This window comes from Paenibacillus sp. 4624, from assembly GCF_050435065.1.
Lineage (GTDB): Bacteria > Bacillota > Bacilli > Paenibacillales > Paenibacillaceae > Paenibacillus > Paenibacillus amylolyticus_D.
In genome coordinates this window covers 106,910-130,821 of the sequence record NZ_JBNDJR010000004.1, presented here as the reverse complement: position 1 = coordinate 130,821, position 23,912 = coordinate 106,910, and the positions used below count along the sequence as shown (strand labels likewise).

At 45.0% G+C, this 23,912-nt stretch carries 27 protein-coding genes; all 27 read left to right on the top strand.

Annotation, left to right across the window (positions count from 1 at the left end; genetic code table 11):
* Positions 1–24 precede the first annotated feature (24 nt).
* The 27 genes from ABIE27_RS11045 to ABIE27_RS10915 all read left to right on the top strand — a co-directional run bounded on the left by ABIE27_RS11045 (position 25) and on the right by ABIE27_RS10915 (position 23,870).
* The gene (locus ABIE27_RS11045; RefSeq protein WP_090923862.1) at positions 25–390 is read left to right on the top strand and encodes a response regulator; all 366 of its coding nucleotides are present in this window, start codon (positions 25–27) and stop codon (positions 388–390) included.
* An 11-nt stretch (positions 391–401) separates the two neighbouring features.
* Complete coding sequence (locus ABIE27_RS11040) at positions 402–938, top strand: flagellar biosynthetic protein FliO (RefSeq protein WP_123064534.1); 537 nt, start codon at positions 402–404, stop codon at positions 936–938.
* Positions 935–1,690: a flagellar type III secretion system pore protein FliP gene (fliP, locus tag ABIE27_RS11035; protein WP_123064459.1), complete on the top strand. Its 756-nt coding sequence runs from the start codon at positions 935–937 to the stop codon at positions 1,688–1,690. The genes ABIE27_RS11040 and fliP overlap by 4 nt, the downstream gene beginning before the upstream one ends.
* A gap of 25 nt (positions 1,691–1,715) precedes the next feature.
* The gene (fliQ, locus tag ABIE27_RS11030) at positions 1,716–1,985 is read left to right on the top strand and encodes a flagellar biosynthesis protein FliQ (protein WP_123064460.1); all 270 of its coding nucleotides are present in this window, start codon (positions 1,716–1,718) and stop codon (positions 1,983–1,985) included.
* A 10-nt stretch (positions 1,986–1,995) separates the two neighbouring features.
* Positions 1,996–2,784, top strand: a complete 789-nt coding sequence (gene fliR / locus ABIE27_RS11025) for a flagellar biosynthetic protein FliR (protein ID WP_123064461.1) — start codon at positions 1,996–1,998, stop codon at positions 2,782–2,784.
* Positions 2,781–3,890, top strand: a complete 1,110-nt coding sequence (flhB, locus tag ABIE27_RS11020) for a flagellar biosynthesis protein FlhB (protein ID WP_123064462.1) — start codon at positions 2,781–2,783, stop codon at positions 3,888–3,890. Before fliR ends, flhB begins: the two co-directional genes overlap by 4 nt.
* A gap of 24 nt (positions 3,891–3,914) precedes the next feature.
* Positions 3,915–5,948, top strand: coding sequence for a flagellar biosynthesis protein FlhA (gene flhA, locus ABIE27_RS11015; protein ID WP_123064463.1), 2,034 nt, complete (start codon positions 3,915–3,917; stop codon positions 5,946–5,948).
* Complete coding sequence (gene flhF / locus ABIE27_RS11010) at positions 5,945–7,309, top strand: flagellar biosynthesis protein FlhF (protein ID WP_429350540.1); 1,365 nt, start codon at positions 5,945–5,947, stop codon at positions 7,307–7,309. Before flhA ends, flhF begins: the two co-directional genes overlap by 4 nt.
* Positions 7,306–8,193: a MinD/ParA family protein gene (locus ABIE27_RS11005; protein ID WP_123064465.1), complete on the top strand. Its 888-nt coding sequence runs from the start codon at positions 7,306–7,308 to the stop codon at positions 8,191–8,193. The genes flhF and ABIE27_RS11005 overlap by 4 nt, the downstream gene beginning before the upstream one ends.
* Before the next feature lie 32 nt (positions 8,194–8,225).
* Positions 8,226–9,671, top strand: coding sequence for a protein-glutamate methylesterase/protein-glutamine glutaminase (locus ABIE27_RS11000; RefSeq protein ID WP_123064466.1), 1,446 nt, complete (start codon positions 8,226–8,228; stop codon positions 9,669–9,671).
* A gap of 32 nt (positions 9,672–9,703) precedes the next feature.
* Positions 9,704–11,776 carry a chemotaxis protein CheW gene (locus ABIE27_RS10995; protein WP_429350539.1) on the top strand — a complete coding sequence of 691 codons (2,073 nt, stop codon included), beginning with the start codon at positions 9,704–9,706 and terminating at the stop codon, positions 11,774–11,776.
* Between the two features lie 43 nt (positions 11,777–11,819).
* Positions 11,820–12,281: a chemotaxis protein CheW gene (locus tag ABIE27_RS10990; RefSeq protein WP_123064468.1), complete on the top strand. Its 462-nt coding sequence runs from the start codon at positions 11,820–11,822 to the stop codon at positions 12,279–12,281.
* 9 nt (positions 12,282–12,290) lie between these two features.
* Positions 12,291–12,911: a chemotaxis protein CheC gene (locus tag ABIE27_RS10985; RefSeq protein WP_123064535.1), complete on the top strand. Its 621-nt coding sequence runs from the start codon at positions 12,291–12,293 to the stop codon at positions 12,909–12,911.
* Positions 12,904–13,401 (top strand): chemotaxis protein CheD, encoded by a 498-nt coding sequence (locus ABIE27_RS10980; RefSeq protein ID WP_123064469.1) that lies wholly within the window; start codon positions 12,904–12,906, stop codon positions 13,399–13,401. The genes ABIE27_RS10985 and ABIE27_RS10980 overlap by 8 nt, the downstream gene beginning before the upstream one ends.
* Positions 13,402–13,404: 3 nt before the next feature.
* Positions 13,405–13,845, top strand: coding sequence for a hypothetical protein (locus tag ABIE27_RS10975; RefSeq protein ID WP_429350538.1), 441 nt, complete (start codon positions 13,405–13,407; stop codon positions 13,843–13,845).
* Positions 13,846–13,860: 15 nt separating this feature from the next.
* Positions 13,861–14,649, top strand: a complete 789-nt coding sequence (locus tag ABIE27_RS10970) for a FliA/WhiG family RNA polymerase sigma factor (RefSeq protein WP_123064471.1) — start codon at positions 13,861–13,863, stop codon at positions 14,647–14,649.
* 60 nt (positions 14,650–14,709) lie between these two features.
* On the top strand, positions 14,710–16,119 hold the full coding sequence (locus ABIE27_RS10965; RefSeq protein WP_429350537.1) for a DUF342 domain-containing protein: 1,410 nt from the start codon (positions 14,710–14,712) through the stop codon (positions 16,117–16,119).
* Positions 16,120–16,170: 51 nt separating this feature from the next.
* Positions 16,171–16,485, top strand: a complete 315-nt coding sequence (locus tag ABIE27_RS10960; protein ID WP_123064473.1) for a hypothetical protein — start codon at positions 16,171–16,173, stop codon at positions 16,483–16,485.
* Positions 16,486–16,548: 63 nt separating this feature from the next.
* Positions 16,549–17,130, top strand: a complete 582-nt coding sequence (locus ABIE27_RS10955) for a hypothetical protein (RefSeq protein WP_429350536.1) — start codon at positions 16,549–16,551, stop codon at positions 17,128–17,130.
* A 2-nt stretch (positions 17,131–17,132) separates the two neighbouring features.
* Positions 17,133–17,759 (top strand): endolytic transglycosylase MltG, encoded by a 627-nt coding sequence (locus tag ABIE27_RS10950; protein WP_123064475.1) that lies wholly within the window; start codon positions 17,133–17,135, stop codon positions 17,757–17,759.
* 243 nt (positions 17,760–18,002) lie between these two features.
* Positions 18,003–18,701 carry a 30S ribosomal protein S2 gene (gene rpsB, locus ABIE27_RS10945; RefSeq protein WP_024630243.1) on the top strand — a complete coding sequence of 233 codons (699 nt, stop codon included), beginning with the start codon at positions 18,003–18,005 and terminating at the stop codon, positions 18,699–18,701.
* 123 nt (positions 18,702–18,824) lie between these two features.
* Positions 18,825–19,475, top strand: coding sequence for a translation elongation factor Ts (gene tsf, locus ABIE27_RS10940; protein ID WP_123064476.1), 651 nt, complete (start codon positions 18,825–18,827; stop codon positions 19,473–19,475).
* 232 nt (positions 19,476–19,707) lie between these two features.
* Entirely contained in the window at positions 19,708–20,436 is a 729-nt protein-coding gene (gene pyrH / locus ABIE27_RS10935; RefSeq protein WP_111270032.1) for a UMP kinase, read from the top strand.
* On the top strand, positions 20,436–20,990 hold the full coding sequence (gene frr / locus ABIE27_RS10930; protein WP_123064477.1) for a ribosome recycling factor: 555 nt from the start codon (positions 20,436–20,438) through the stop codon (positions 20,988–20,990). Before pyrH ends, frr begins: the two co-directional genes overlap by 1 nt.
* An 89-nt stretch (positions 20,991–21,079) precedes the next feature.
* The gene (locus ABIE27_RS10925; protein ID WP_123064478.1) at positions 21,080–21,847 is read left to right on the top strand and encodes an isoprenyl transferase; all 768 of its coding nucleotides are present in this window, start codon (positions 21,080–21,082) and stop codon (positions 21,845–21,847) included.
* Positions 21,848–21,863: 16 nt separating this feature from the next.
* The gene (locus ABIE27_RS10920; RefSeq protein WP_123064479.1) at positions 21,864–22,658 is read left to right on the top strand and encodes a phosphatidate cytidylyltransferase; all 795 of its coding nucleotides are present in this window, start codon (positions 21,864–21,866) and stop codon (positions 22,656–22,658) included.
* Between the two features lie 72 nt (positions 22,659–22,730).
* Positions 22,731–23,870, top strand: coding sequence for a 1-deoxy-D-xylulose-5-phosphate reductoisomerase (locus ABIE27_RS10915; protein WP_123064480.1), 1,140 nt, complete (start codon positions 22,731–22,733; stop codon positions 23,868–23,870).
* The last annotated feature ends 42 nt before the right edge of the window (positions 23,871–23,912 follow it).

Here is a 23,912-nt window from a genome sequence, read left to right as displayed (position 1 = left end):
AATCTAGGGAGGATTTGAACCAACATGGCAAACCGAATTTTAGTCGTAGACGACGCTGCATTTATGAGAATGATGATCCGGGACATTTTGTCCAAAAATGGGTACGAAGTCGTAGGAGAAGCACCAGATGGTGCACAAGCAGTTGAGAAGTTCAAGGAACTTCGTCCGGATCTGATTACAATGGATATTACAATGCCTGAGATGGATGGTATTGCTGCTCTGAAAGAAATTAAAAAAATTGATGCAAATGCAAAAGTAATTATGTGTTCTGCAATGGGCCAACAAGCAATGGTTATTGATGCCATTCAAGCTGGAGCCAAAGATTTTATCGTTAAACCTTTCCAATCTGATCGGGTTATCGAAGCAATCAGCAAAACACTGGGAGCTTAAGAAACATGTTGATGGCTCAGGGGGGTACTCCAGAACCAGCTGGCGCGGGAATCAATTATTATCTACAGCTAGTATGGGTGATTGTTGTCCTGGCCGTCATCCTGGTTCTTATTGTCTACCTGATCCGATTCTTGAACAAACGAAATCAGCAATGGTTTCGAAGCGGAACCATTCGCATTCTGGGCGGAGTCGGACTAGGGCAAAACAAGTCACTGCAAATTTTAGAGATTGGCGGAAACGTTTATTTGATTGGTGTGGGCGAGAATATACAGTTGCTGGATAAGGTTTCGGATTTGGAAGAAGCACAGCGAATCATAGATTCCTTTGAACGGGATGCTGTTTCACAGCAAGGAAGCCTTCCACCCATCATAGCCAAGCTCGCTAAACGTCTTCGTAAAGAAGAGCCGCCTCGGGAAATGGAAATTGAGGACACTGCTTCTTTTCATGAGATGTTTGAGTCCAAACTTCGGCAGATGCCAAACCGTAAAGAGAAGATGGAGAAGCTCCTGGATCAAGACAATACTACAGATCGGTCGAGGGATTCATGAAGAAAAAGATTTGGTTAGCGTGTTGTTTCATAGGACTTATCAGCCTGGCATCCGTTACGGTGGCTTTTGCCGAGCCGATTCCTAATATTGATATACAGATTGGGAACGGTGATGGCAGCACGCCAAGTACTAGTTCATTATCTATTATTCTATTAATTACCGTGCTTAGCATAGCCCCGGCATTGCTGGTACTGATGACCAGTTTTACTCGGATTGTTATTGTGCTTGGGTTTGTCCGAACTTCACTTGGAACCCAGCAGATGCCTCCGAATCAGGTGTTGGTCGGTCTGGCCCTTTTTCTTACACTTTTCATCATGTCTCCTACGTTGTCTTCCATTAATCAGGTTGCATTGCAACCTTACCTTAAAGGAGATTTAACACAAACGGAGGCGCTGGAAAAGGCAGCAGATCCGATTAAGAAATTTATGTTTACTCATACGCGTGAGAAGGATATCTTACTGTTCATGAAATACAATCAGGCGGAACAGCCTAAATCGTATCAGGATATTCCAATTACGGTAATGGTACCGGCATATGCAATCAGTGAGCTCAAAACAGCTTTCCAGATGGGGTTCATGATATTTATTCCTTTCCTGGTGATCGACATCGTTGTGGCGAGTACGCTCATGGCCATGGGTATGATGATGCTTCCCCCGGTCATGATCTCATTACCTTTTAAAATACTGCTCTTTGTTCTGGTAGACGGGTGGTATCTGGTAGTCAAGTCACTGTTGCTGAGTTTTAATACTTGAACCGGAGAGTTAAAGGAGGACGGTCATGACTTCGGAGTTTATTATCGGTCTGGCCGGAAAAGCAGTATACACGTCATTGCTGGCCAGTGCACCTATGCTTATACTAGCTCTGGTTGTAGGACTTATGATTAGTATTTTCCAAGCAACGACTCAGATTCAAGAGCAGACGCTCGCCTTTGTACCTAAAATTGTTGCAGTGCTGCTGGCGGTGCTTTTGTTCGGGCCTTGGATCTTGAATATATTAATCGATTTTACGTTTAACATACTCGACAATTTGTACAGATACATAGGGTAGGCTTTAGCCGATGGAGACATTGCTGCAAAGTTTCCCTGTTGCTCTGCTTATGTTTTGTCGAATAGCCTCATTTTTTGTAACTGCACCGGTCTTTTCAGCTCGAAATGTACCTACATCGTTTAAAATAGGGATATCTGCTTTCGTAACGTTGACAGTATATATGACCTTTGGAATTCATCAAACCGTTCCAACGGACTTGAGTTACATTCTGCTAATAATCAGAGAAATTCTCATCGGTCTACTTTTGGGATTTGTGGCTTATCTTTTGATGACGGCTGTACAGACTGCAGGTGCATTTATTGATATCCAGATTGGTTTCGGTATAGCTAATGTGTATGACCCGATGACAGGTGCATCCGCACCTCTTACAGGTAACTTTAAATATGCTTTTGCTGTACTTCTTTTTTTAACTATGAATGGACATCATTATCTGCTGGATGGCATCGTATACAGTTATCGATGGATCCCGCTATCGAATATATTCTTTTTGAAGATGGCGGACGGCAGCATTGCGGAATTTCTAGTACGTACGTTAGGAGAATCCTTCATGCTTGCTTTTCAGATGGCCGCTCCCATTGTGGTTGCTCTGTTTCTGACGGATGTAGGGTTAGGCTTTTTAGCCAAAACGGCTCCACAGTTTAATGTATTTGCTGTAGGTATGCCGCTCAAGGTACTCGTTGGAATTGCTATTTTGCTCCTGCTGGTTCCCAGCTTCGCCTTTGTGTTTGGTCAATTGTTCGAGGTCATGTTCCGAACAATGGAAAAACTGCTTGGGACAATCGGACAAAGGCCGGGATGAGTGAAACGGAGGACAGGATTCAGATGAAACTTCAACTTGACCTCCAGTTATTTTCTGGGGAGAAAACAGAGAAAGCCACCCCTAAAAAGCGGCAGGATACACGGAAAAAGGGCCAAGTCGTCAAAAGCATGGAATTATCCGGTGCCTCGATTCTCCTGTTTACATTTCTGACCATGATGATGTTTAGCTCGTTCTATAAAGAGCGCATGGTAAAGCTGTTTACGGATATTTTTATTAATCGACTCAGCATGAATGTTACCGAAGAAAATGTGATGGCACTAATGATGCGTTACGGGATTGAAGTGATGTTGTTGCTCGCTCCCGTGTTGCTTGGCGCAGCTCTGATTGCGTTAATCGTTAACTACATGCAAGTGGGTTTTCTTCTTATAGGTGAGGGCTTAAAGCCGAAGCTCGAGAAATTAAATCCAATCAAAGGTTTTAAAAATATTTTTTCACTTCGTTCATTAGTGGAATTTGCAAAATCCATATTGAAAATGTCTATTATCGGCTACCTTGTATACAGCACGATTATTAGTTACCAGTCTGATATTGCTTCATTATCACACTTTTCAATGGATGCGATTTTACAGTTCGCCGCTTCAATTACTTTGAATCTTGGTGTCAAAATTGCAGTTGCACTCTTAGTACTTGCCGTATTCGACTACATGTACCAGAAGTACGATTATGAAAAGAATATACGCATGTCGAAGCAAGATATCAAGGATGAGTATAAGAAAATGGAAGGCGATCCGCTGATTAAGGGCAAAATTCGGGAGCGTCAGCGTCGTATGGCTATGCAGCGTATGATGCAGGAAGTACCGAATGCAGATGTAATCATCACGAACCCGACACACTTTGCAGTAGCATTGAAGTATGAGGGGTCTGAGATGGAGGCTCCGCAAATTATTGCTAAAGGGCAGGATTATGTCGCTCTGCGCATTAAAGAAATTGCCAAAGAACACGGTGTGATTACGATGGAAAACAAACCACTGGCACGGGCATTGTTCCAGAGAGCTGAGATTGGTGACGCTATACCGGCCGATTTGTTTCAAGCTGTAGCCGAAGTGCTGGCTTATGTATATAAACTTAAGGGCAGAACGAAATAACAGGGATCGGAGGCCGTACATTCATTGAAAACAAAAGATTTAGCTATCCTTGCGGGTATTATCGGCATTGTGTTGATGATGATTCTCCCGATCCCCATCTGGCTGCTCGATATGTTGCTCGTTATCAACATCTCTATTGCTTTGATGATCTTGCTTGTTGCCATGAACAGCAAAGAAGCATTACAGTTTTCCATATTTCCGGCGTTGTTGCTCATTACTACGTTGTTCCGGCTGGCACTTAACATCTCAACTACCAAGCTGATTCTGGGTAAAGGCGATGCAGGAGCGGTTGTTGCAACATTCGGTAGCTGGATTGCCGGAGGCGAAATCGCAATAGGTTTCATCGTGTTTTTGATCCTGGTTGTGGTACAGTTCATCGTAATTACCAAAGGATCCGAGCGCGTAGCTGAAGTAGCGGCAAGGTTTACTCTCGATGCAATGCCTGGTAAACAAATGAGTATCGATGCGGACTTGAATGCTGGTTTGATCAACGAACAGCAGGCGCGTGAGCGTCGTTCCAAAATTGAACGTGAAGCCGACTTTTATGGAGCGATGGATGGTGCCAGCAAATTCGTAAAAGGAGATGCCATTGCAAGTATTATCATTCTCCTGATCAACCTGATCGGTGGATTTATTATCGGTATGACGGTACACGGTCTCGACTTTGCAACATCACTCTCCACATACTCGGTATTGACCATCGGAGACGGATTGGTTAGTCAGATTCCCGCGCTGCTTATTTCAACTGCAGCAGGTCTGATCGTAACCAGAGCTTCATCGGAAGGAAACTTGGCTGAAGATATTACCGGCCAGTTGTTTACATATCCGATACTCATCTATATCGTAGCTTTTGTTATTGCGATGCTGGGATTCTTTACGCCAATTCATGTGATTACGACGCTCCCTCTGGCAGGTATGCTGGCTTTTGCCGCCTGGCGAATGCAGAATAATCTGAACTTGAAACAAGAGGCGGAAGAGCAATTGGAAGAAGAACAGCAGATTGAAGAGGTCAGAAGTCCCGAAAGTGTTATTAATTTACTTCAGGTGGATCCGATCGAATTTGAGTTTGGTTACGGCTTGATTCCACTGGCTGACAATCAACAAGGTGGAGACTTGCTTGATCGGATTATTATGATTCGAAGACAATGTGCGCTTGAGTTGGGTTTGGTGGTACCAGTCATCCGTATTCGTGACAATATTCAACTAAGGCCCAATGAGTATGTAATTAAAATTAAGGGTAATGCGGTTGGTGGCGGAGAACTGCTTCTGAACCATTATCTTGCGATGAGTCCTGGATATGATGAAGAGTCTGTAACAGGAATCGAAACAACAGAGCCGGCTTTCGGTCTGCCTGCGTTATGGATTGATGAAGTGACTAAAGATCGGGCAGAACTCGCTGGATATACGGTAGTCGATCCGCCTTCTGTCGTTGCGACTCATCTGACAGAACTCATCAAAAAACATGCACATGAACTGCTTGGAAGACAAGAGACGAAGGCGCTTGTGGACAACCTGAGAGAGAATTATGCTGCACTGGTGGATGAACTGATTCCTTCCGTCCTATCCATTGGTGATGTACAAAAGGTACTAGCCAAGTTGCTGCGTGAGAAAGTATCGATTCGAGACATGGTTACCATCTTTGAAACGCTTGCAGACTATGGAACTTATACGAAGGATCCAGATGTGTTAACGGAGTACGTTAGACAATCGTTATCTCGTCAGATTACACAACAATTCTCGCAAAAAGGTGAAACCCTTCAAGTGATTACGGTTGGACCAGGTCTTGAGAAGAAAATTGCTGAAAGTGTGCAACAATCAGAGCAAGGCAGCTATCTTGCGCTGGATCCAGTCTCTACTCAAAGTGTGTATCAAAAACTGAGTGAACAAGTAAATCGTTTGATTCAATCGGGTCAACAGCCCATCGTGTTAACTTCTCCAACCATTCGAATGTATCTGCGTCAGGTGATTGAACGAACGATGCAGGATATTCCGGTGCTTTCCTATAGCGAGTTGGAGCCGAATGTTGAAATTCAAAGTATCGGGGTGGTGAACTTATGAGAGTAAAACAATACGTTGTTGAGACCATGCCCGAAGCTATGCTTCAAATTCGCAAAGACCTGGGAAGTGACGCCGTCATTCTGTCCACCAAAGAAATTAAGGTGGGCGGAGTGCTCGGGATGTTCCGCAAAAAACGTATCGAAGTGGTTGCAGCAGTAGATAAAGAACAGTCCAATCAAGCGAATGGTTCTTCTGTTAAGAAAGCGCAAAATTCATTTACGCCTGTGCCTCGTTCGTTTGTACCTGAAGCTTATGCTCAAACCGCTCGTTCGTTTGTAGCTGGTTCCGATGACAGAGGAACTGTAGCGACGGAGGACCAAAAAGGGCAGGAGAAACCGGCGGCTGTTCAATCTGTATCCAAATCGAGTGGTATAGATGAAAAAATGGATTACGGCTCAGATTTTCTGAGCAGTGAGCATAAACCGCGACCGCAAGGGGCGGATTTTTCGGGTTTAACGCCTAGTGTTCAAGATCGTGGTTTGGACCAGCAACAGGACAAGCTGTTGAACGAGTTACAAGACTTGAAGCAGATGATGACCAAGCTTTCCAAGCAAGGTACCGTTGCGACAACAATCCCTGAAGAATTAATGAAAAGCCAAGAGCGGCTTACGGATCAAGAAATTTGGCCGGAAGTATGGGAATCATGGTTTGAACCTATTGAGCAGGGGTTAGCCGAGGGTAAATTGCAAGAATCGGATGTCGAAGAGGCACTTCGGTTGGAGGTAGCGACTTTTCTGAAAGATCGCATTCAAGAGGGCATTATGCCTAGCACTCGGATTGTATACGTGGCTGGACCTACAGGAGTCGGAAAAACAACGACGATTGCCAAGCTGGCTGCGGAGCAGATGTTTAAAAAACAACGTAAAGTTGGCTTTATTACTTCAGATACGTACCGTATCTCTGCAGTTGAACAGCTAAGAACGTATGCATCGATTCTGAACGTGCCGCTTGAAGTTGTGCAGTCGCCAGGTGATACGCAACGTGCCATCTCACGGCTGGAAAACTGTGATCTGATCTTTATGGATACGGCAGGCAGAAACTATAGAAATGAATTGCTTGTCTCCGAACTGCAGAGTCTACTTGCGCCTGTTGAGAACAGTGAAACCTTTCTCGTGATGAGTATGACTGCTAAAAGCATGGATATGGTACAGATTACGGAGCATTTCAGTAAATATGGATTGGATAAAGTGATCTTTACCAAAATGGATGAAACTGGAACGTGCGGCCCGCTGTTTAATCTTCTTCATCGTTTCCCGCTCAAACTGGCGTATGTGGCAAACGGTCAGAATGTTCCAGATGATCTGCTGAAGCCTGATGTGGAATGGTTGTCCAGGGCTTTATTGGGAGAAGAAATACGATGACGGATCAGGCAGCATCACTCCGAAGTTTGGTCTCTGCGCCACTCGAGAACGATGAAAGCAAAGTGAGTAACCGTTCCTCCAAAATTATTACGGTAGCTAGTGGTAAAGGTGGGGTGGGTAAGTCCAATTTCACACTAAACTTTGCACTAACTCTTCATTCTATGGGTAAAAAGGTACTGGTGTTTGATGCAGATATCGGTATGGCAAATATCGATGTTTTAATGGGAACTTCTTCTTCCTATAATCTGTATCATCTTTTATACCGACATAAAACTATAAGGGAAATCATACAACTTGGTGCTGATGGCCTGCCATATATTGCAGGGGGGTCGGGAATGAAGGAATTATTCTCTTTGTCTGATCGTGATCTGGAGTTTTTTGCCAGTGAAGTGGAGGACATTGCGCAAGAGATGGATTACGTCATTTTCGATACCGGGGCGGGCCTTTCCAGGGAAAATATGAGATTCATCGGTGCTGCTGATGAATGCCTGATTGTAACTACTCCTGAACCGACTTCAATAACGGATGCTTATGCCTTAGTTAAAGTCATGCACGGCCAGGAGCATGCAACTCCTTTTCGAATGATCGTAAACCGGGTTGAAGATGAAAGGGAGGCGGAGCGTGTAGCAGATAAAATCGCTGGAGTGGCGAGGAGGTTTTTGCAAACAGATATCCCGCTCTTAGGGTATATTTCGGAGGATGCTCAGGTTGTGACAGCGGTGAAGAAACAGATGCCTTATCGATTAGCCTATCCTCATTGCAAAGCTTCTAAAGATATACAAAAACTTGCCCTTCGATATCTGGCTGTACCTGCAGCTCCGGAATCCGGAACCTTGTCAGGAATCAGGGGATTTATGAAAAAGTGGCTTAAACGAACAACATGATTTCTGAATAAAGGAAACAGAGGTGACACAATATGGCGGTCTATCAGGTATTGGTTGTCGATGATTCCGCTTTTATGCGCAAAATTGTGACGGATTTAATTGAAGCGGACTCAGAGTTTAAGGTTACGGCCACTGCGTCAAACGGCAAAGAAGCCATCCAAAAAGCATTAGAGTTGAAACCTGATATCATCACGATGGATGTCGAAATGCCGGAAATGAATGGACTGGATGCGCTAAAATCAATCATGGAGGACTCCTTCATTCCTGTGATTATGCTCTCTGGTATTAATGAACAAGGTATGAAAGAGACCATTATGGCTCTTGAAGCTGGCGCATTTGACTTTATTCGTAAGCCTTCTGTTGTGCATGATCAGGATATTGCTCAGGTTGGCAAAGCCTTGGTTGAACGAATGCGTGCTGCCATGCATGAAGTGAAGCGAAAAGCTGAGCGTAAAGAATCGATCAAAAAAATGGAGGCTTCCCGCAGTACTATGATTCCTCCAGTACAACCGGTGAAGAAGGATGAGGCAACGAGGGAGATGGTTGAACCGCTTCAAAAAACAGCTCCGCCCATACTTCCAAAAAGCGAGCGTTCATTTGAAAAGCGTACTGAAGTCTCTCAAGCTAAAAAGCAGCCAAGTGTCCCGCCTTCTCCTCCGAAATCGGAGCGTACGATCACGAAAAAGGATGGCTTAGGTAAGCCTGATCAATCTGCTCGGACGAAAACGGATATAGCAAGCAAGCTGCCTGTGAGCCCACTGCAAGCCCGTAAAGAGGTCAGATCGCCAGAGGTGCCACGGCTCCCTTCGAAGCAGCCAGTAGCCAGTTCTGCACCTGTTCCTGCGAAGGAGCCAGTTAAACTTAATACGGCGTATAAAGCTTCAGCGGGATCGGAAGGATCGTTCAACAAACTTGTTGCGATCGGCTCTTCAACCGGTGGACCAAGAGCTTTGAAGACTTTACTTGAACAGTTGCCAGCAGATTTGCCAGCCCCAGTTATTATTGTGCAGCACATGCCGCCTAATTTCACCCGTTCACTTGCACAACGGTTGAATACATTTAGTCCGCTCCATGTAGTCGAGGCAGAAGACGGTATGGTGCTTAAAAAGGGAACGGCTTATATTGCGCCTGGTGGTTTCCATTTGAGAGTTCACAAGGCAGCAGATGGAAGATTTATCTTGAAGCTGAGTGAGGATCAACAAGTGAATGGGCACAGACCTTCAGTGGATACGATGTTTGAGTCGCTTCTGCCGTTTACATCTTTACAACGACATCTTGTTCTCCTGACAGGTATGGGAAGTGACGGGGCGCGTATGATGAAAAAATTATACGAGACTGGAGTCACATCAACTTTTGCCGAAAATGAAGAAACTTGTGTTGTCTATGGTATGCCGCGTTCAGCTGTAGAGCTGCAATGCGTGCGTCATCTTCTGCCCTTACAGGAGATTGCGCCAAGACTTGTTCAAGCAGTGAAATAACGGAGTGTAACTTACGGAGGAGGTGCCTCACAATGGACATGAACCAATATTTATCCATGTTTATTGATGAGTCTAATGATCATCTACAATCTCTTAACGAAAACATGCTACAACTAGAAGCGAATCCGGAAGATCTGGGTATAGTGCAGGTCATCTTCCGCTCAGCTCATACTCTCAAAGGTATGGCGGCAACCATGGGATTCGAGGATTTGGCTTCACTGACACATAAAATGGAAAATGTACTAGATATGGTTCGTAATGAAAAGTTGAAAATGCAGGATTACATTTTTGACACCATGTTCAAGAGTTTGGATGCTTTGGAGACTATGGTTCAGGATATTACCGGAGGCGGTGAAGGTAAAGCGGATGTCTCCTCCATTGTTGCTTCGCTTCAGGCTATTGAAAGTGGCGAATGGACAGGAGGCAGTGCTCCTGCTGCAAAAGCAGACAAGCAAACGAACTCCTCGATCTCCAATGCTGTAGAACTGGACGAATTCCAATATTCAGTTCTTGATCAGTCGATCGCAGAAGGCCACCGTGTATTCTATATTGATGTCATTGTGAGTGAGCATAGTCAGTTAAAAGGTGTTCGGGCATACATGGTATTTGACATGCTTGAGCGTTCAGGTGAGGTCGTTAAGGCTTATCCTTCTGTTCAGGATATCGAGCAAGAGAAGTTTGAGCGCAGTTTCTCGTTGTATTACATAACGACTAAAGAGGCGCAAGAACTGGAAAAGGGCATTATGAGCATCTCGGAGATCGAGAGTGCCAAATTGATTCAGCTGGATCAAGAAACGTTGCAGCAGATGACGAATCAGGTGGCTGCCGCAGTTGCGGTAGAAGAAGCACCAGCCCCTGTGATTAGTAAGGAAGCGCCTGCTTTAGATTCGAAGCCTCAAGAAGAAGGTAAAGCAGCTTCCACGAAGGCAGCAACGCCGAAACAGGCAGCTGCACCTTCACGCACAATTCGCGTGGACATTGAGCGTCTTGATGTACTGATGAACTTGTTTAGTGAACTATTGATCGACCGTTCACGCCTTGAACAATTAGCTAGTGAGACAGGCAATAACGATCTGTCGGATACTGTAGCCCACTTGAGCCGCGTGAGTACGGACTTGCAGAACATCGTACTGAAATTGCGGATGGTTCCTGTAGATACAGTCTTTAACCGCTTCCCACGAATGATTCGTGACTTGGCTAAAACATTGGATAAAAAGATCGATCTCGTCATTACAGGTGCTGAAACAGAACTGGACAGAACGGTTATTGATGAAATCGGAGATCCGCTTGTGCATCTGTTGCGTAATGCGGTTGACCATGGGGTTGAATCCATCTCGGAGCGTGTTGCAGCTGGAAAACCGGAATTGGGTACAGTTAATCTGCGAGCTTTCCACAGTGGCAACCACGTGTTTATTGAGATCGAAGACGATGGTAAAGGGATTTATCGTGACAAACTCCTGCAAACAGCGATCAAACGAGGCGTTGTGACGGAGGAACAAGGTGCGAAAATGAGCGATGATGAAGTTAATCAATTGTTGTTCGCTCCTGGATTCAGTACAGCTGATAAGATCTCGGATATATCTGGCCGCGGAGTAGGTCTAGACGTTGTAAAATCTAAAATCACTTCGCTTGGCGGTAATGTAACCATTACATCAACTCCAGGCAAAGGTACGAACTTCTCCGTACAGCTTCCATTGACTCTGTCTATCATTGCTGCAATGCTTGTACGACTTGGTTCAGAGAAGTATGCAGTTCCATTGTCTTCGATCGTAGAGACCGCGATTGTACAGCGTGAGCAAGTTCGTAATATCCATGGCAATAAAATGATTACGTTCCGTGAGTCTTTGATTCCGTATCTGTCATTAAGCGAAGTTTTCGGAGTGCCGGATTTCAACGATGCGGATGAGAAAGAAACCGAGATTGTTGTGATTCGAAAAGGAGAGCGTCTGGCAGCTGTCGCTGTTGAAGAATTCATTGGTCAGAGTGAGATTGTTCTGAAGTCTATGGGCACGTATCTTCCTACGATTGAAGGAATCTCCGGTGCGACGATACTTGGAGATGGACAAGTGGCTCTGATTCTTGATCCAAACGCATTTATTAAATAAGCATGATGATGGAGTTTTAAATCGAATAGGGAGGTTTTTTTACATGGAAGAAGAGTTGAAAGTCATCGTCTTTAAATTGGGAACCGAAGAGTATGGTATTGAGGTAGACAAGGTTCAGACTATTGAGCGCATGATGCCCATTACCCGCGTTCCCAAAACACTTTCCTTTGTAAAAGGAGTGATCAACCTGCGTGGTGTTGTTATTCCGGTTATTGATCTCCGCGGACGCTTCTCCCTTGCGGAAACGGAGTATACAGATCAAACACGGATCGTCATTGTTGGTGTTGACGATATGCAGGTTGGTTTTATCGTTGACTCGGCCAATGATGTTATCGACATTAAAAGCAGTTCGATCGATACTCCGCCAGAAGTGGTTGGCGGCGTGAAAGCAAGATATCTTCGTGGTGTTGCGAAATTGGAAGATGGCCGCTTGTTGATCATGCTCAACCTAAACGAAGTATTAAATAAAAGCGAGATTGTGCAGCTGGAAAGTGTTGAGGGCTAGCACGTGGAGATGTTTAACCGATTTGAGGGTTTCCAAATGGATGTGCTCAAAGAGGTCGGTAATATTGGAGCAGGCAACGCCGCTACGGCGTTGTCTCAACTCCTTAACAGGCCGATTGATATGGGCGTACCCACCGTTCAGATGCTTCCATTTGAGGAGGTTGCTGAGAAGGTGGGTGGGGATGAGCGCATTGTAGTCACAATATTTCTTCGTGTAGAAGGTGAAGCGCCTGGCAATCTCTTCTTTATGATGACACCAGAGGCTGCTAAATTGTTATTGAACCGTCTTGCTGGCTTTGAGCTAAAAGAAGGCTTGGCGTTCACTGATATGGAACATTCAGCGCTATCAGAGATTGGAAACATTCTCGCTGGATCTTACCTGTCTTCTCTGGCGGATTTCACAAAGTTATCGATGTATCCAACGGTTCCGGGGCTGGCGATTGACATGGCAGGAGCAATCCTTAGTTATGGGCTATTGCAATTTGGAGAGATGGGCGATGCGGCATTATTGATTGACACTTCTTTCTTTGAAGGTGAAGATCAAGTAGAGGGACAGTTTTTCCTCATTCCTGATCCATCGTCATTTGCCAAGATTTTCGAATCGCTAGGGGTGCCACTGGACCATGATTGAGGACAAGAGCATCGTTAAAGTCGGTATGGCGGATCTGAATATCGCTCAACTTCCTGGCGTAATCCGTACAACTGGCTTAGGGTCATGTGTGGGGCTAACGATGTATGACCCACATTTAAAACTCGCTGGAATGGCACATGTCATGCTTCCGAGTTCAGAGATTGCCCGGGAGGGTAATCTGAACACGGCTAAATACGCGGATACAGCATTGCCAGAATTGCTTGAGAAGATGCTGAAGATGGGCGCGTCTCAATCCCGAATTGTATCTAAGATGGCCGGAGGTTCGCAGATGTTTGCTTTCTCGGGTGCAGGGGATACAATGCGAATCGGACCACGAAATGCAGATTCCTGTCGGGAAATGTTGGAACAGCTCAAAATTCCACTTTTGGGCGAAGATACAGGAGGAAATTACGGTCGAACTATCGAAATGAATTGTGAGACAGGACTTTTAACTATTCGTAGCGTACAAATGGGTGTAAAGGAATTATAATACATGATAGGAAACTACCGCATTAATCTTGGAGCAGGCATAGTCGGATTCGTTCTGACTTTTTTTGTAGCATTCAGCAGCAATGTGTTGATGACCAGTTTAATACGCGGATTAATTGGATTCGTAGCCTGGTATGTTCTTGCATATGGTCTGCGTTGGGGATTGGGAATATTGTTTAACCCTCGTGTAGAAAATGGATCTGGGTATGATTCAGAGGGGACTCAAGATCTAAGAGGTTCACAGGTGGACATCAAACTCGAAGACGATGGACAAGAGCTGAATGACTTGCTCAAGAACGGACAGAGCGACTCCGCCGGGGCTGATTATCCGCCATCTGAGACGAAAGCTCCAACGGGATTTGCCCCTTTGGATCCGCCTAAACTTGTCCGGACCAAAGACCCGGAGGAGTTGGCGCAGGCCGTTCGTCACCTGACAGACAAATAAGGAGGGTGAAGGCGATTGAACGAGCGTAAAGCTTCACATTTGAACCATTCAGATCTGTGGGAAAAGTGGAAAGAATACGGAGATCTTGAAGCAAAAAAAATGTTGATCGAAAAATATCTTCATATTGTTAACTATGTGTCTGGCCGTCTGGCCGTCGGTTTACCCAAAAATGTTCCGAAAGATGACTTGGAAAGCAATGGGGTAATGGGTCTCATTGATGCATTGGAAAAATTCGATTATGAACGAGGCTTGCAATTCGAGACATACGCTTCATGGAGGGTTCGCGGAGCCATACTCGACGGATTACGTCAAGGAGATTGGGTTCCCAGGTCTGTACGTGAGAAAGCGAAACGGATTGAAGATGCCTACCAGCAACTGGAGCAGACCTATTTGCGTTCTGTCAGTGATGAAGAAATGAGTCAGTATTTGGACGTGTCAACCAAGGATTTTCAACATATGCTTCAGGAGGTGGCAGTGATGTCGCTCTGCTCGCTGGAAGATCCGATTCGGGAAGAAGAGTCAGAGACACGTCTATCTTTAATGGTAGATGAAAAAGCCAAAAATCCGGATTACAAAGTCAATGAGTTTTATTTAAAAGAAGCGTTGGTGCAAGGGCTTGAGAAGCTGACAGTGAAAGAACGAACGGTGGTCTCCCTTTTATATTATGAAGACCTTTCTCTAAGTGAAATTGCAGAGGTTATGTCTCTTTCACCGTCTCGTATCTCCCAATTACATTCCAAAGCCATATTGCGGCTTCGCGGCACACTGGATAAACAAAAAGATCTACTGATGCGTAAAGACTAGAGAGCAGAAGTGAACCACATGTATAGGGAGTGGACAGGCTACAAAGGAGGAAGATCTGCGTTGACACAACGGACTGCTATGGAAAAATCACTAAACGTTGTTTTATCCGATGATAAATGTATCGCTTATCTTGAATATTACAACGAAGAAGAGGGCTTTTCCTGTACCGCGGAAGAGCTTGAACAATTTGTGGAGAGCAAGGGCGTTAAACATGGTCTATTGCGAGAAGCATTATTAGTTTTTGTGAATAACCCGTCTGCCTACCTGAAAGATAAATGCAAGATAGCCGAAGGCGTTTCTCCTGTACAAGGGATCGATGGATATATTCAAGTCTTGATTGGTAAAGAAGATGACAACGAGCAACGACCGCTCGAAGCAGAAGATGGAAAAGTGGATTACAAAGAGCTGATCCGGTTAGACAATGTGCGTAGTGGTCAGATCATTGCAAAGCGTATCGATCCTGTAGATGGCATACCAGGCAAAGCAGTGACTGGTGAAGAGATTCCTTTTCGTTCCGGAAAAGAAGCTCGATTCAAGGTTGGAAAAAACGTTGTTGTCAGTCCTGACGGCTCTGCGATGTATGCTGCAATTGACGGCTTGGTGAGTAGAACAGATGGAAACAAACTTAACGTATTTCCAGTGTATGAAGTCAATGGTGATGTCGACTATAAGCATGGAAATATTGACTTTGTAGGTAACGTCGTGATCCGAGGCAATGTGCTTACTGGCTTTAAAGTAAAAGCGGCAGGTGACATTCGTGTCGTCGGAGGTGTCGAAGGAGCAGAACTGGAGGCAGGCGGCTCTATCGAAATTACCGGTGGGATCATCGGTTACAACAAAGGTTTAATTCATGCCGGGCATCATGTGAAATGCACATTCATTCAAGAAGGCAATGTTGATGCAGGTGAAGATGTACTTGTGTCCCAAAGCATTATGCACTCCAACATCCGTGCGGGTCACGCTGTAATCTGTGCAGGAACAAAAGGGCTTATCGTTGGCGGCTCGACACAGGCCGGAGAGCATGTATCTGCGCGTGTTGTAGGTAACACAATGTCTACAGTCACCTCGATTGAGGTTGGTGTGTTACCCAGACTCCGAAACGAAATGAATGAATTGCGTAAGGAAATGAGAGAACAGATGGATTCCTTGGACAAAACCAAGAAAGCATTGACTCTTCTGGATCAACTGGCAGCAACAGGACAACTAACGCCAGACAAGATGGCGATGAGAATCAAATTAAACTCAACTCAGAAATCAGCTCTTCATCAGACTGAAGAAATGAAAATGCGTATCTTGGAAATTGAAAAGGTACTTGAAGATACAAGTAGAGCTCATGTTGATATTTTGAAGATGATCTACGGGGGCTCTAAAATAGTTATCGGCAGATACACGAAATTTATTAAAGATCCCGTTAGCCGAATGTCATTTTATTATCAGGACGGAGATATTACCATGGTGCCGTACGTTTAAAACTAGCAACAGCCTTTTGAGGAAATCCATTCGAAACCGTGAGGTGAGCGTATGAGTTTCAAAGCAGTGGAGTTGCAGATTGCGGTGCCGCGAACAAGTGAAGCGGGACGGTATCAAAGTGAAGCCCAGCAGAGACCGGTTACCGACCAGAATCTGCTCGCTGAACAGACGAGTAAAGAAGCCAATGAAGCACGGCAGCGCAGTGAAGCCCTGGCTGAGACGTCGCATACTTCGGTACGAGATGGTCATGCTGACGGGGGAGACCAGCATAGTGGTACTAATGGACGGGAGACGATGGATGAGCAGGAGCACTTCAAACCTGCTGAGCATCCCTACAAAGGTAAACATATTGATCTGTCTATGTAAAAGACTACAAACATGCTGGAAGCTTGCGCCCGAGGTTGGTCGTAACAAAAGGAGAGAAGCAATTTGTCACCATGGATCATTATTGTCATATTAGGAGCTTGCGCAATTGCTTATGCACTCATTATGCCTCGAAAAGACAAAGTACAGCAACCATCGCATCAGTTGGTGCAGGAGATGGAGTCAACGCTCGAACATTACATGACAGAGATTGAACAAGATAACGATGCTCTTATTCAACGTGTGGCTGAACTTAAAGGGGAGGCCACTGCAGCAGATCAGCGGATGCACTCACAGCTTCAGCAATTGCAACAACGGCTTGACCAGCTGGAGCAACAAAAGGGTAAGACCACTGAACTCAACCCTGCAGAGATCATCATGAGCCAGAGATCAGAGGGTTTACAAGCACAAAGCCTCATGGACAGTGTTATGGCTGAAACGAATCAACAAATGGCATCAGCATCAGAGCTGCAAGGTAACCCAGAGCAAGAAGAAGATCCGAAGCGTGAATCGATTAAAGATCGTTACACAGAGCTTTTTAGGCTATATGATGAAGGAAAGTCTATGGATGCTATTTCTAGACAAACAGGCATACAGCTTGGTGAGGTGCAATTGATACTGCAGCTTGCAGAGCGGGAGGAGAGCTGACCATGGACAAGCGATCTTTGTGGATTGGTATAGGAAGCGGCATGATTACTGGAGCAATCCTGCTTCAACTAGCCACGGTAGGGCAAAAGGCCCTGTCTGACAGTAATCTGGAACCTGTACAACCTGACAATTGGACGAAAGAACAACTGGAAACAGCTGCAAAGAGTCTGGATATGAAACTGGTGGGTACCCAAGACGAGTTATACACGGAAGCCGAGTGGGTGTTAAAGAAAAAGCAGGAAAGCAGCCAGATGCAAGGGAAGTCGGCTGAAAAACCAGAGCAAACTACCTCTGCTGCACAACCGACAGAACCAAAGCAACCACAGGAGCCAGAGTCCAGTAATGTAAAAACTCAAGCACAGACAAATCAGCCAAAGACCAATGCACCTGTGACGCCAACTAAACCTAATGGACCCGCTGTAACGTTTAAGGTGCGTTCTGGAAATAGTTTGGTTATGGTTGCCGAAAACTTGAAAGAAGCTGGTATTGTGGACGATGCACAAGCTTTTATCAAGGCAGGGAAGTCTCAGGGTATTAATAAAAAAATTCAAGTAGGTACGTATTCTCTTGAAAAGGGTGAGAGTTTTAAGTCGATTATCGCCAAAATTACCAAAGAACCGTCAAGCTGAGCGCACATGCTCGGACTAGACGGTTCTTTTTGATGATCGGTGGATTATTTCTAATATAATGAAGCTATAAAATTTAGATTCAGATATTGTTGCAACAGAATGACACTTGTGATATATTAGATAACGGTGTTAAAACACACGCTGTGCTAATTTTGTTGAGGGTGCTTTCCTGATGGAGAGTCTTAGCGAAAAATGATGCTGGCGGAGGACACAATAAAAAACCATATTAGGAGGTGTGTGAAGATGGCAGTAATCTCCATGAAGCAGCTTCTCGAAGCTGGGGTACACTTCGGTCACCAGACTCGTCGTTGGAACCCAAAAATGGATCGTTATATCTTCACTGAAAGAAACGGAATTTACATCATCGATTTGCAAAAAACGGTGAAAAAAGTCGAAGAGGCTTACAACTTCGTTAAAGGAATCGCAGGCGAGAATGGTACTATTCTTTTCGTAGGTACTAAGAAACAAGCTCAAGATTCTGTTAAAGAAGAAGCTGAACGCGCTGGTCAATTCTACATTAACCAACGTTGGCTCGGCGGTACCCTGACTAACTTCTCTACTATTCAAAAACGTATTGATCGTTTGAAACAGTTGGAAGCTTGGGAAGAAGACGGTACTTTCGCTGTTCTGCCTAAAAAAGAAGTTATCTTGCTTCGCAAAGAAAAAGATCGTCTCGAGAAATTCTTGGGCGGTATTAAAAATATGAAAGGCCTGCCTAGCGCCCTGTTCATCATCGATCCACGCAAAGAGCGTATCGCTGTTGCTGAAGCTCGCAAATTGGGCATCCCAATTGTTGGTATCGTTGATACTAACTGCGATCCAGACGAGATCGATTATGTTATCCCAGGTAATGACGACGCGATTCGCGCTGTTAAATTGCTGACAGGTAAAATGGCTGATGCCGTTATCGAAGCTAACCAAGGCGAAGAAACTTCCGCTTAATAGTTTTCGAACATAACATTCATGAATTAAATGAAAAGGGTGGTTGGTAGGTGGATAACCTCTCACTGCCCTTTTTTTAGAGTGTACGTGTACGTACAATACTTAATCTGGAGGGAATTTATAATGGCAGTTAATGCGAGCGCAGTAAAAGAACTTCGCGAAAAAACGGGCGCAGGTATGCTCGATTGCAAAAAAGCACTGGAAGAAGCAAACGGTGATATCACGAAAGCGGCTGAGTTGTTGCGTGAGAAAGGTCTTTCCGCAGCAGCAAGCAAAGCAGGACGTGCAGCTACTGAAGGTGTAGTAGAATCTTACATCCACGCTGGCGGACGTATCGGTGTATTGGTTGAAGTTAACTGCGAAACAGACTTTGTGGGTAAAACAGACCAATTCAAAGATTTCGTTAAAGATGTAGCTATGCAAATCGCGGCTGCTAACCCTAAATTCGTTACACGCGAAGAAGTTCCTACAGATGAGCTGGAAAAAGAGAAAGAAATTTTGAAAGCTCAAGCACTTAACGAAGGTAAACCAGAAAAAATCGTTGAGAAAATGGTTGAAGGCCGTATCGGTAAATACTACGAAGAATACTGCCTGATGGAGCAAACTTTCGTTAAAGATCCAGACAAAACAATCGCTCAATTGCTGAATGAAAAAATCAGCCAAATTGGTGAGAACATCTCTATCCGTCGTTTCGTTCGTTATGAACTGGGTGAAGGTTTAGAGAAAAAAGTGGATAACTTCGTAGAAGAAGTTATGTCCCAAGTGAACAAATAAGAGGTTTATCAAGCCGACAAAACAGGAATGATTTTCGAAGATATAAGAATGATGAAACTTCGAAGCGTAAACTCCCTTATATCTCTGGAAAACAGTGACTGAACGGTTAATCGTTTTTCCTAAAAGAACGGAACACTTCTGTGTTCCTTTCTTTTTAAGCAGGAGTCCATGCGCGAGAAGTTTTGTTGGTTGGGCACTGGAAGGTGTTCAATTCAAAGTGGAGGGTGAACAATTGGAACAGCCAGTATTTAAACGTGTTGTCTTAAAGGTGAGCGGAGAGTCTCTTTCCGGTCAAAACGGCTATGGCATTGATGCAGCAACGATTTCATCCATTGCTCAGCAGGTAAAAGATGTAGTTGCCCTTGGCGTGCAGGTTGCGATTGTATGCGGCGGAGGAAACATCTGGCGGGGTATTGCTGGCAGTGAAAACGGGATTGATCGTGCAACTGCGGACTATATGGGGATGCTCGCGACGGTGATGAACTCTCTGGCGTTGCAAGACGCACTTGAACAGATTGAAGTGCCAACTCGTGTGCAGACATCAATTGCTATGCAGCAGATTGCTGAGCCGTACATTCGTCGTAAAGCCATTCGTCATCTGGAGAAAGGCCGTGTCGTTATTTTTGCAGCAGGTACAGGTAATCCGTTCTTCTCCACGGATACAACAGCAGCACTGCGCGCAGCAGAGATTGAGGCAGAAGTGATCTTGATGGCCAAAAATAAAGTGGATGGTGTCTATTCGGCAGACCCATTCAAAGACAGCACAGCTGAGAAGTTTGAACAGTTGACGTACCTGGATGTGCTTAACAAAAACCTTGGCGTAATGGATTCAACGGCATCTTCGCTTTGCATGGATAACAACATTCCGTTGATCGTATTTAACATTACAGAACAAGGTAACATCAAACGCGTTGTTTTGGGCGAACGTATCGGAACAATCGTTAAAGGGAGTGTAGATTAATGCCACAAGCAGTTAAACAACATGCTGAAGAGCGTATGGAAAAAGCAATTCAGGCACTGCGCCGTGACTTGGCTACCTTGCGTGCAGGTCGTGCAACACCAGCTCTTCTGGATCGCGTACAAGTAGAGTATTATGGTGCAATGACGCCTTTGAACCAGCTCGCGAATATCAGTACTCCGGATTCCCGGACGCTGATGATCCAGCCATGGGACAAATCTTCGATGAATGATATTGAACGTGCAATTATGAAATCAGATCTGGGACTGACCCCAGCTAACGATGGTAGCATGATTCGTCTATCCATCCCGCCGCTGACGGAAGAGCGCAGAGCAGAACTTGTCAAACTGACTAAAAAGTTTGGCGAAGAAGGTAAAGTTGCGATTCGTAATATCCGTCGTGATGCGAACGATGACATTAAGAAAATGGAAAAGTCCGAGATTTCCGAAGATGAATCCCGGAGACATCAGGACGACATCCAAAAGTCGACTGATAAATTTATCGCTGAAGTCGATAAGGTACTTGCTGCCAAAGAAAAAGAAATCATGGAAGTGTAAGACAAGCGCAGCCCCTCCAATACGGTGGGGTTTTGTCTCTTTTTCCAAGCTTCAGATGAAGAAACTTCAGGGATTTTGGAGGAACAGGAATGATCAAACGGGTTCGGTCGTGGTGGAATGGGGCTGACAAGCAGGAAACGCTGACTATATCCGAGGATAATATCCCGCAGCACGTCGCCATCATCATGGACGGCAATGGACGATGGGCCAAACGTCTCGGTCTCCCGCGGATAGCTGGACACCAGAATGGCATGAAGGCAGTTAAACGTGCAACCATCGCGGCGGATGAACTGGGCATCAAATATCTGACGATGTACGCTTTTTCGACAGAAAACTGGACGCGTCCAAAAGAAGAAGTGGATTTTCTGATGAGACTTCCGCAAGAGTTTTTGGCTATTGAGTTAGAAGAACTGATAGAAAAAAATGTACGTATCCGCATGATGGGACATGAGGAACATCTGCCTTCACATACGGTTAACGCTTTGCGGGAAGCTATTCGTCTTACGGAACATAACACTGGTCTGGTGTTGAATTTTGCGATGAACTATGGAAGCCGCCGGGAGATGACGGAATGTGTGAAAGACATTGCTCTGCAGGTGAAGTCGGGGGAACTGACTGCGGAAGATATCACACCTGAACTTATTGACAAACATATGCTAACCGCAGATATGCCAGATCCGGATCTGTTGATTCGAACGAGTGGAGAACTGCGACTGAGCAATTTTATGTTATGGCAGCTTGCGTATAGCGAATTATGGTTTACGGATATATACTGGCCCGAATTTGGCAAACAGCATCTGCTTGAAGCAGTAGCCGAATATCAGCGCAGAACAAGGCGTTACGGCGGTTTGAAATAGATGGAGGATGAAGCCGTTGAAACAGCGATTAACGACGGGAATTATTGCAGGTGTATTGTTTTTGGGTTTTTGTATGCTTGGCGGACCCTGGTACCACGGGTTGGTCTTGCTTATGGCTCTCATCGGTTATTATGAATTTGTGAAAATGACCGGGGTGAAGCCCTTTTCAGGTGTAGCTCTAATTGGATATGCTGGAATTGTTTCTATGGTATTTCCTTGGGAAATGGTATGGGATGCAAGACCGTTATCCTTGTTTCAAATTTCGTGGATCATCATGCTAGTTTTGATGACCGCTTCGGTCGTCACGAAGAACAGATTACCGATTAATACAATTGCTATGCTTTTCATCGGCGTATTGTATATTGGAACGGGATTCTATTACATCGCAGAATCTAGACATTTACATCATGGTTTATTCTGGACATTCCTTCTGCTAGGTTCAATCTGGGCAAGTGATGCCGGAGCATATTTTGTAGGTAAATGGATAGGGAAAAACAAACTTTGGCCTTCGATCAGTCCGAACAAGACGGTGGAGGGAGCACTTGGCGGCATTGTCATTGCGATTGCGACCGCGGTGGTGTTTGCCCTGGTGTCAGATGGCTTACTCTCCTGGCAGAGAGCAATTCTAATCGGGGTTGCTTGTGCAGTAGTTGGACAGATGGGTGACTTGATCCAGTCAGCTTACAAACGCGTTTACAACATTAAGGATTCAGGCAATCTTCTTCCTGGGCATGGTGGTATTCTGGATCGGTGCGACAGTTGGATTGTGGTGTTTCCATTTGTACATATACTGATGCTACTGCCTTATTAGAAGAAGACAGCTTCAAGATGACTGAAGTGGCTCGCCCACAAGCATCGGATTCGTTAGAGGTGAGGTGCAGCAATGAAAAAAATAGCGATTCTTGGCTCGACAGGGTCGATTGGGACACAGACATTGGATGTTGTTGATATGCATCCAGAACACTTTCAAGTGGAAGCACTAGCTGCAGGGAGCAATACAGCTTTGCTGATTGAACAGACTAGACGTTATCAGCCGAAAAAGGTTTCGGTAGGCTCAAAAGAGTTGGCTGATAAGATTTCTCCACATGTGCCAGCAGGCACGAAAGTGTATTACGGTTCGGAAGGTCTCATCGAGGTTGCGGCAGGAACAGATGCAGATACGGTTGTTACGGCTGTTGTAGGAAGTGTTGGGCTGGAGTCTACACTTGCAGCGATCGAATCCGGGAAACAGATTGGACTCGCCAACAAGGAGACGTTGGTTACGGCTGGGCATATCGTTACAGAGAGAGCTGCCTCCAAAGGAGTTTCTATTTTGCCTGTAGACAGTGAACATTCAGCTATTTTCCAGTGCTTGAATGGAGAAAATCGATCGGGTGTGGCTGGAATTACATTGACTGCATCAGGTGGTTCGTTTCGACATCTTACACGTGAGCAACTACAGCAGGTGACTGTAGAGGATGCACTCAAGCATCCAAACTGGTCAATGGGCTCAAAGATCACGATTGATTCTGCAACGATGGTAAACAAAGGTCTTGAAGTCATTGAGGCACATTGGTTGTTTGGTCTTGACTATGAGCAGATTGATGTTCTACTTCATCCAGAGAGCATCATTCATTCCTATGTGGAATTCGAAGACACAAGTATCATTGCCCAGCTCGGTACTCCGGATATGCGGGTCCCAATTCAATATGCTTTGACCTATCCTGACCGTATGCCTTCTCCGGCAAAACGGTTGTCTCTTGCCCAAGTTGGACAACTTCATTTTAGGGAGATGGATATGGATCGTTTCCCATGTTTAAGAATGGCATACGAATGTGGTAAAATGGGAGGGACTGCAACGACGGCTTTTAATGCAGCTAACGAGGTTGCTGTAGCGCGTTTCTTGCGGAAAGAGATTTCATTCCTTAAAATAGAGGATATCATTGCTTCTGTGCTGGAAGCGCACCGGAATGTGGACAACCCTGATCTGGAGCAAATAGCTGCTTGTGATCAGGATAGCCGCAAGCTTGCGTCCTTGCTGTAATCTCTTTTTTCAAGACAAACGGAAAGAAGCGATTCTCTTGTG

Bases quoted from the DNA above. Each gene is read 5' to 3' on its own strand.
- rpsB (WP_024630243.1), top strand. From the start codon at position 18,003: ATGGCAGTAATCTCCATGAAGCAGCTTCTCGAAGCTGGGGTACACTTC.
- ABIE27_RS10960 (WP_123064473.1), top strand. From the start codon at position 16,171: ATGAGTTTCAAAGCAGTGGAGTTGCAGATTGCGGTGCCGCGAACAAGT.
- ABIE27_RS10915 (WP_123064480.1), top strand. From the start codon at position 22,731: ATGAAAAAAATAGCGATTCTTGGCTCGACAGGGTCGATTGGGACACAG.
- ABIE27_RS10975 (WP_429350538.1), top strand. From the start codon at position 13,405: ATGATAGGAAACTACCGCATTAATCTTGGAGCAGGCATAGTCGGATTC.
- ABIE27_RS10985 (WP_123064535.1), top strand. From the start codon at position 12,291: ATGTTTAACCGATTTGAGGGTTTCCAAATGGATGTGCTCAAAGAGGTC.
- flhB (WP_123064462.1), top strand. From the start codon at position 2,781: ATGAGTGAAACGGAGGACAGGATTCAGATGAAACTTCAACTTGACCTC.
- ABIE27_RS10950 (WP_123064475.1), top strand. From the start codon at position 17,133: ATGGACAAGCGATCTTTGTGGATTGGTATAGGAAGCGGCATGATTACT.
- flhF (WP_429350540.1), top strand. From the start codon at position 5,945: ATGAGAGTAAAACAATACGTTGTTGAGACCATGCCCGAAGCTATGCTT.
- frr (WP_123064477.1), top strand. From the start codon at position 20,436: ATGCCACAAGCAGTTAAACAACATGCTGAAGAGCGTATGGAAAAAGCA.
- ABIE27_RS10925 (WP_123064478.1), top strand. From the start codon at position 21,080: ATGATCAAACGGGTTCGGTCGTGGTGGAATGGGGCTGACAAGCAGGAA.
- fliR (WP_123064461.1), top strand. From the start codon at position 1,996: ATGGAGACATTGCTGCAAAGTTTCCCTGTTGCTCTGCTTATGTTTTGT.
- tsf (WP_123064476.1), top strand. From the start codon at position 18,825: ATGGCAGTTAATGCGAGCGCAGTAAAAGAACTTCGCGAAAAAACGGGC.
- ABIE27_RS11040 (WP_123064534.1), top strand. From the start codon at position 402: ATGGCTCAGGGGGGTACTCCAGAACCAGCTGGCGCGGGAATCAATTAT.
- fliQ (WP_123064460.1), top strand. From the start codon at position 1,716: ATGACTTCGGAGTTTATTATCGGTCTGGCCGGAAAAGCAGTATACACG.
- fliP (WP_123064459.1), top strand. From the start codon at position 935: ATGAAGAAAAAGATTTGGTTAGCGTGTTGTTTCATAGGACTTATCAGC.
- ABIE27_RS10980 (WP_123064469.1), top strand. From the start codon at position 12,904: ATGATTGAGGACAAGAGCATCGTTAAAGTCGGTATGGCGGATCTGAAT.
- ABIE27_RS11045 (WP_090923862.1), top strand. From the start codon at position 25: ATGGCAAACCGAATTTTAGTCGTAGACGACGCTGCATTTATGAGAATG.
- ABIE27_RS11000 (WP_123064466.1), top strand. From the start codon at position 8,226: ATGGCGGTCTATCAGGTATTGGTTGTCGATGATTCCGCTTTTATGCGC.
- ABIE27_RS11005 (WP_123064465.1), top strand. From the start codon at position 7,306: ATGACGGATCAGGCAGCATCACTCCGAAGTTTGGTCTCTGCGCCACTC.
- ABIE27_RS10995 (WP_429350539.1), top strand. From the start codon at position 9,704: ATGGACATGAACCAATATTTATCCATGTTTATTGATGAGTCTAATGAT.
- ABIE27_RS10990 (WP_123064468.1), top strand. From the start codon at position 11,820: ATGGAAGAAGAGTTGAAAGTCATCGTCTTTAAATTGGGAACCGAAGAG.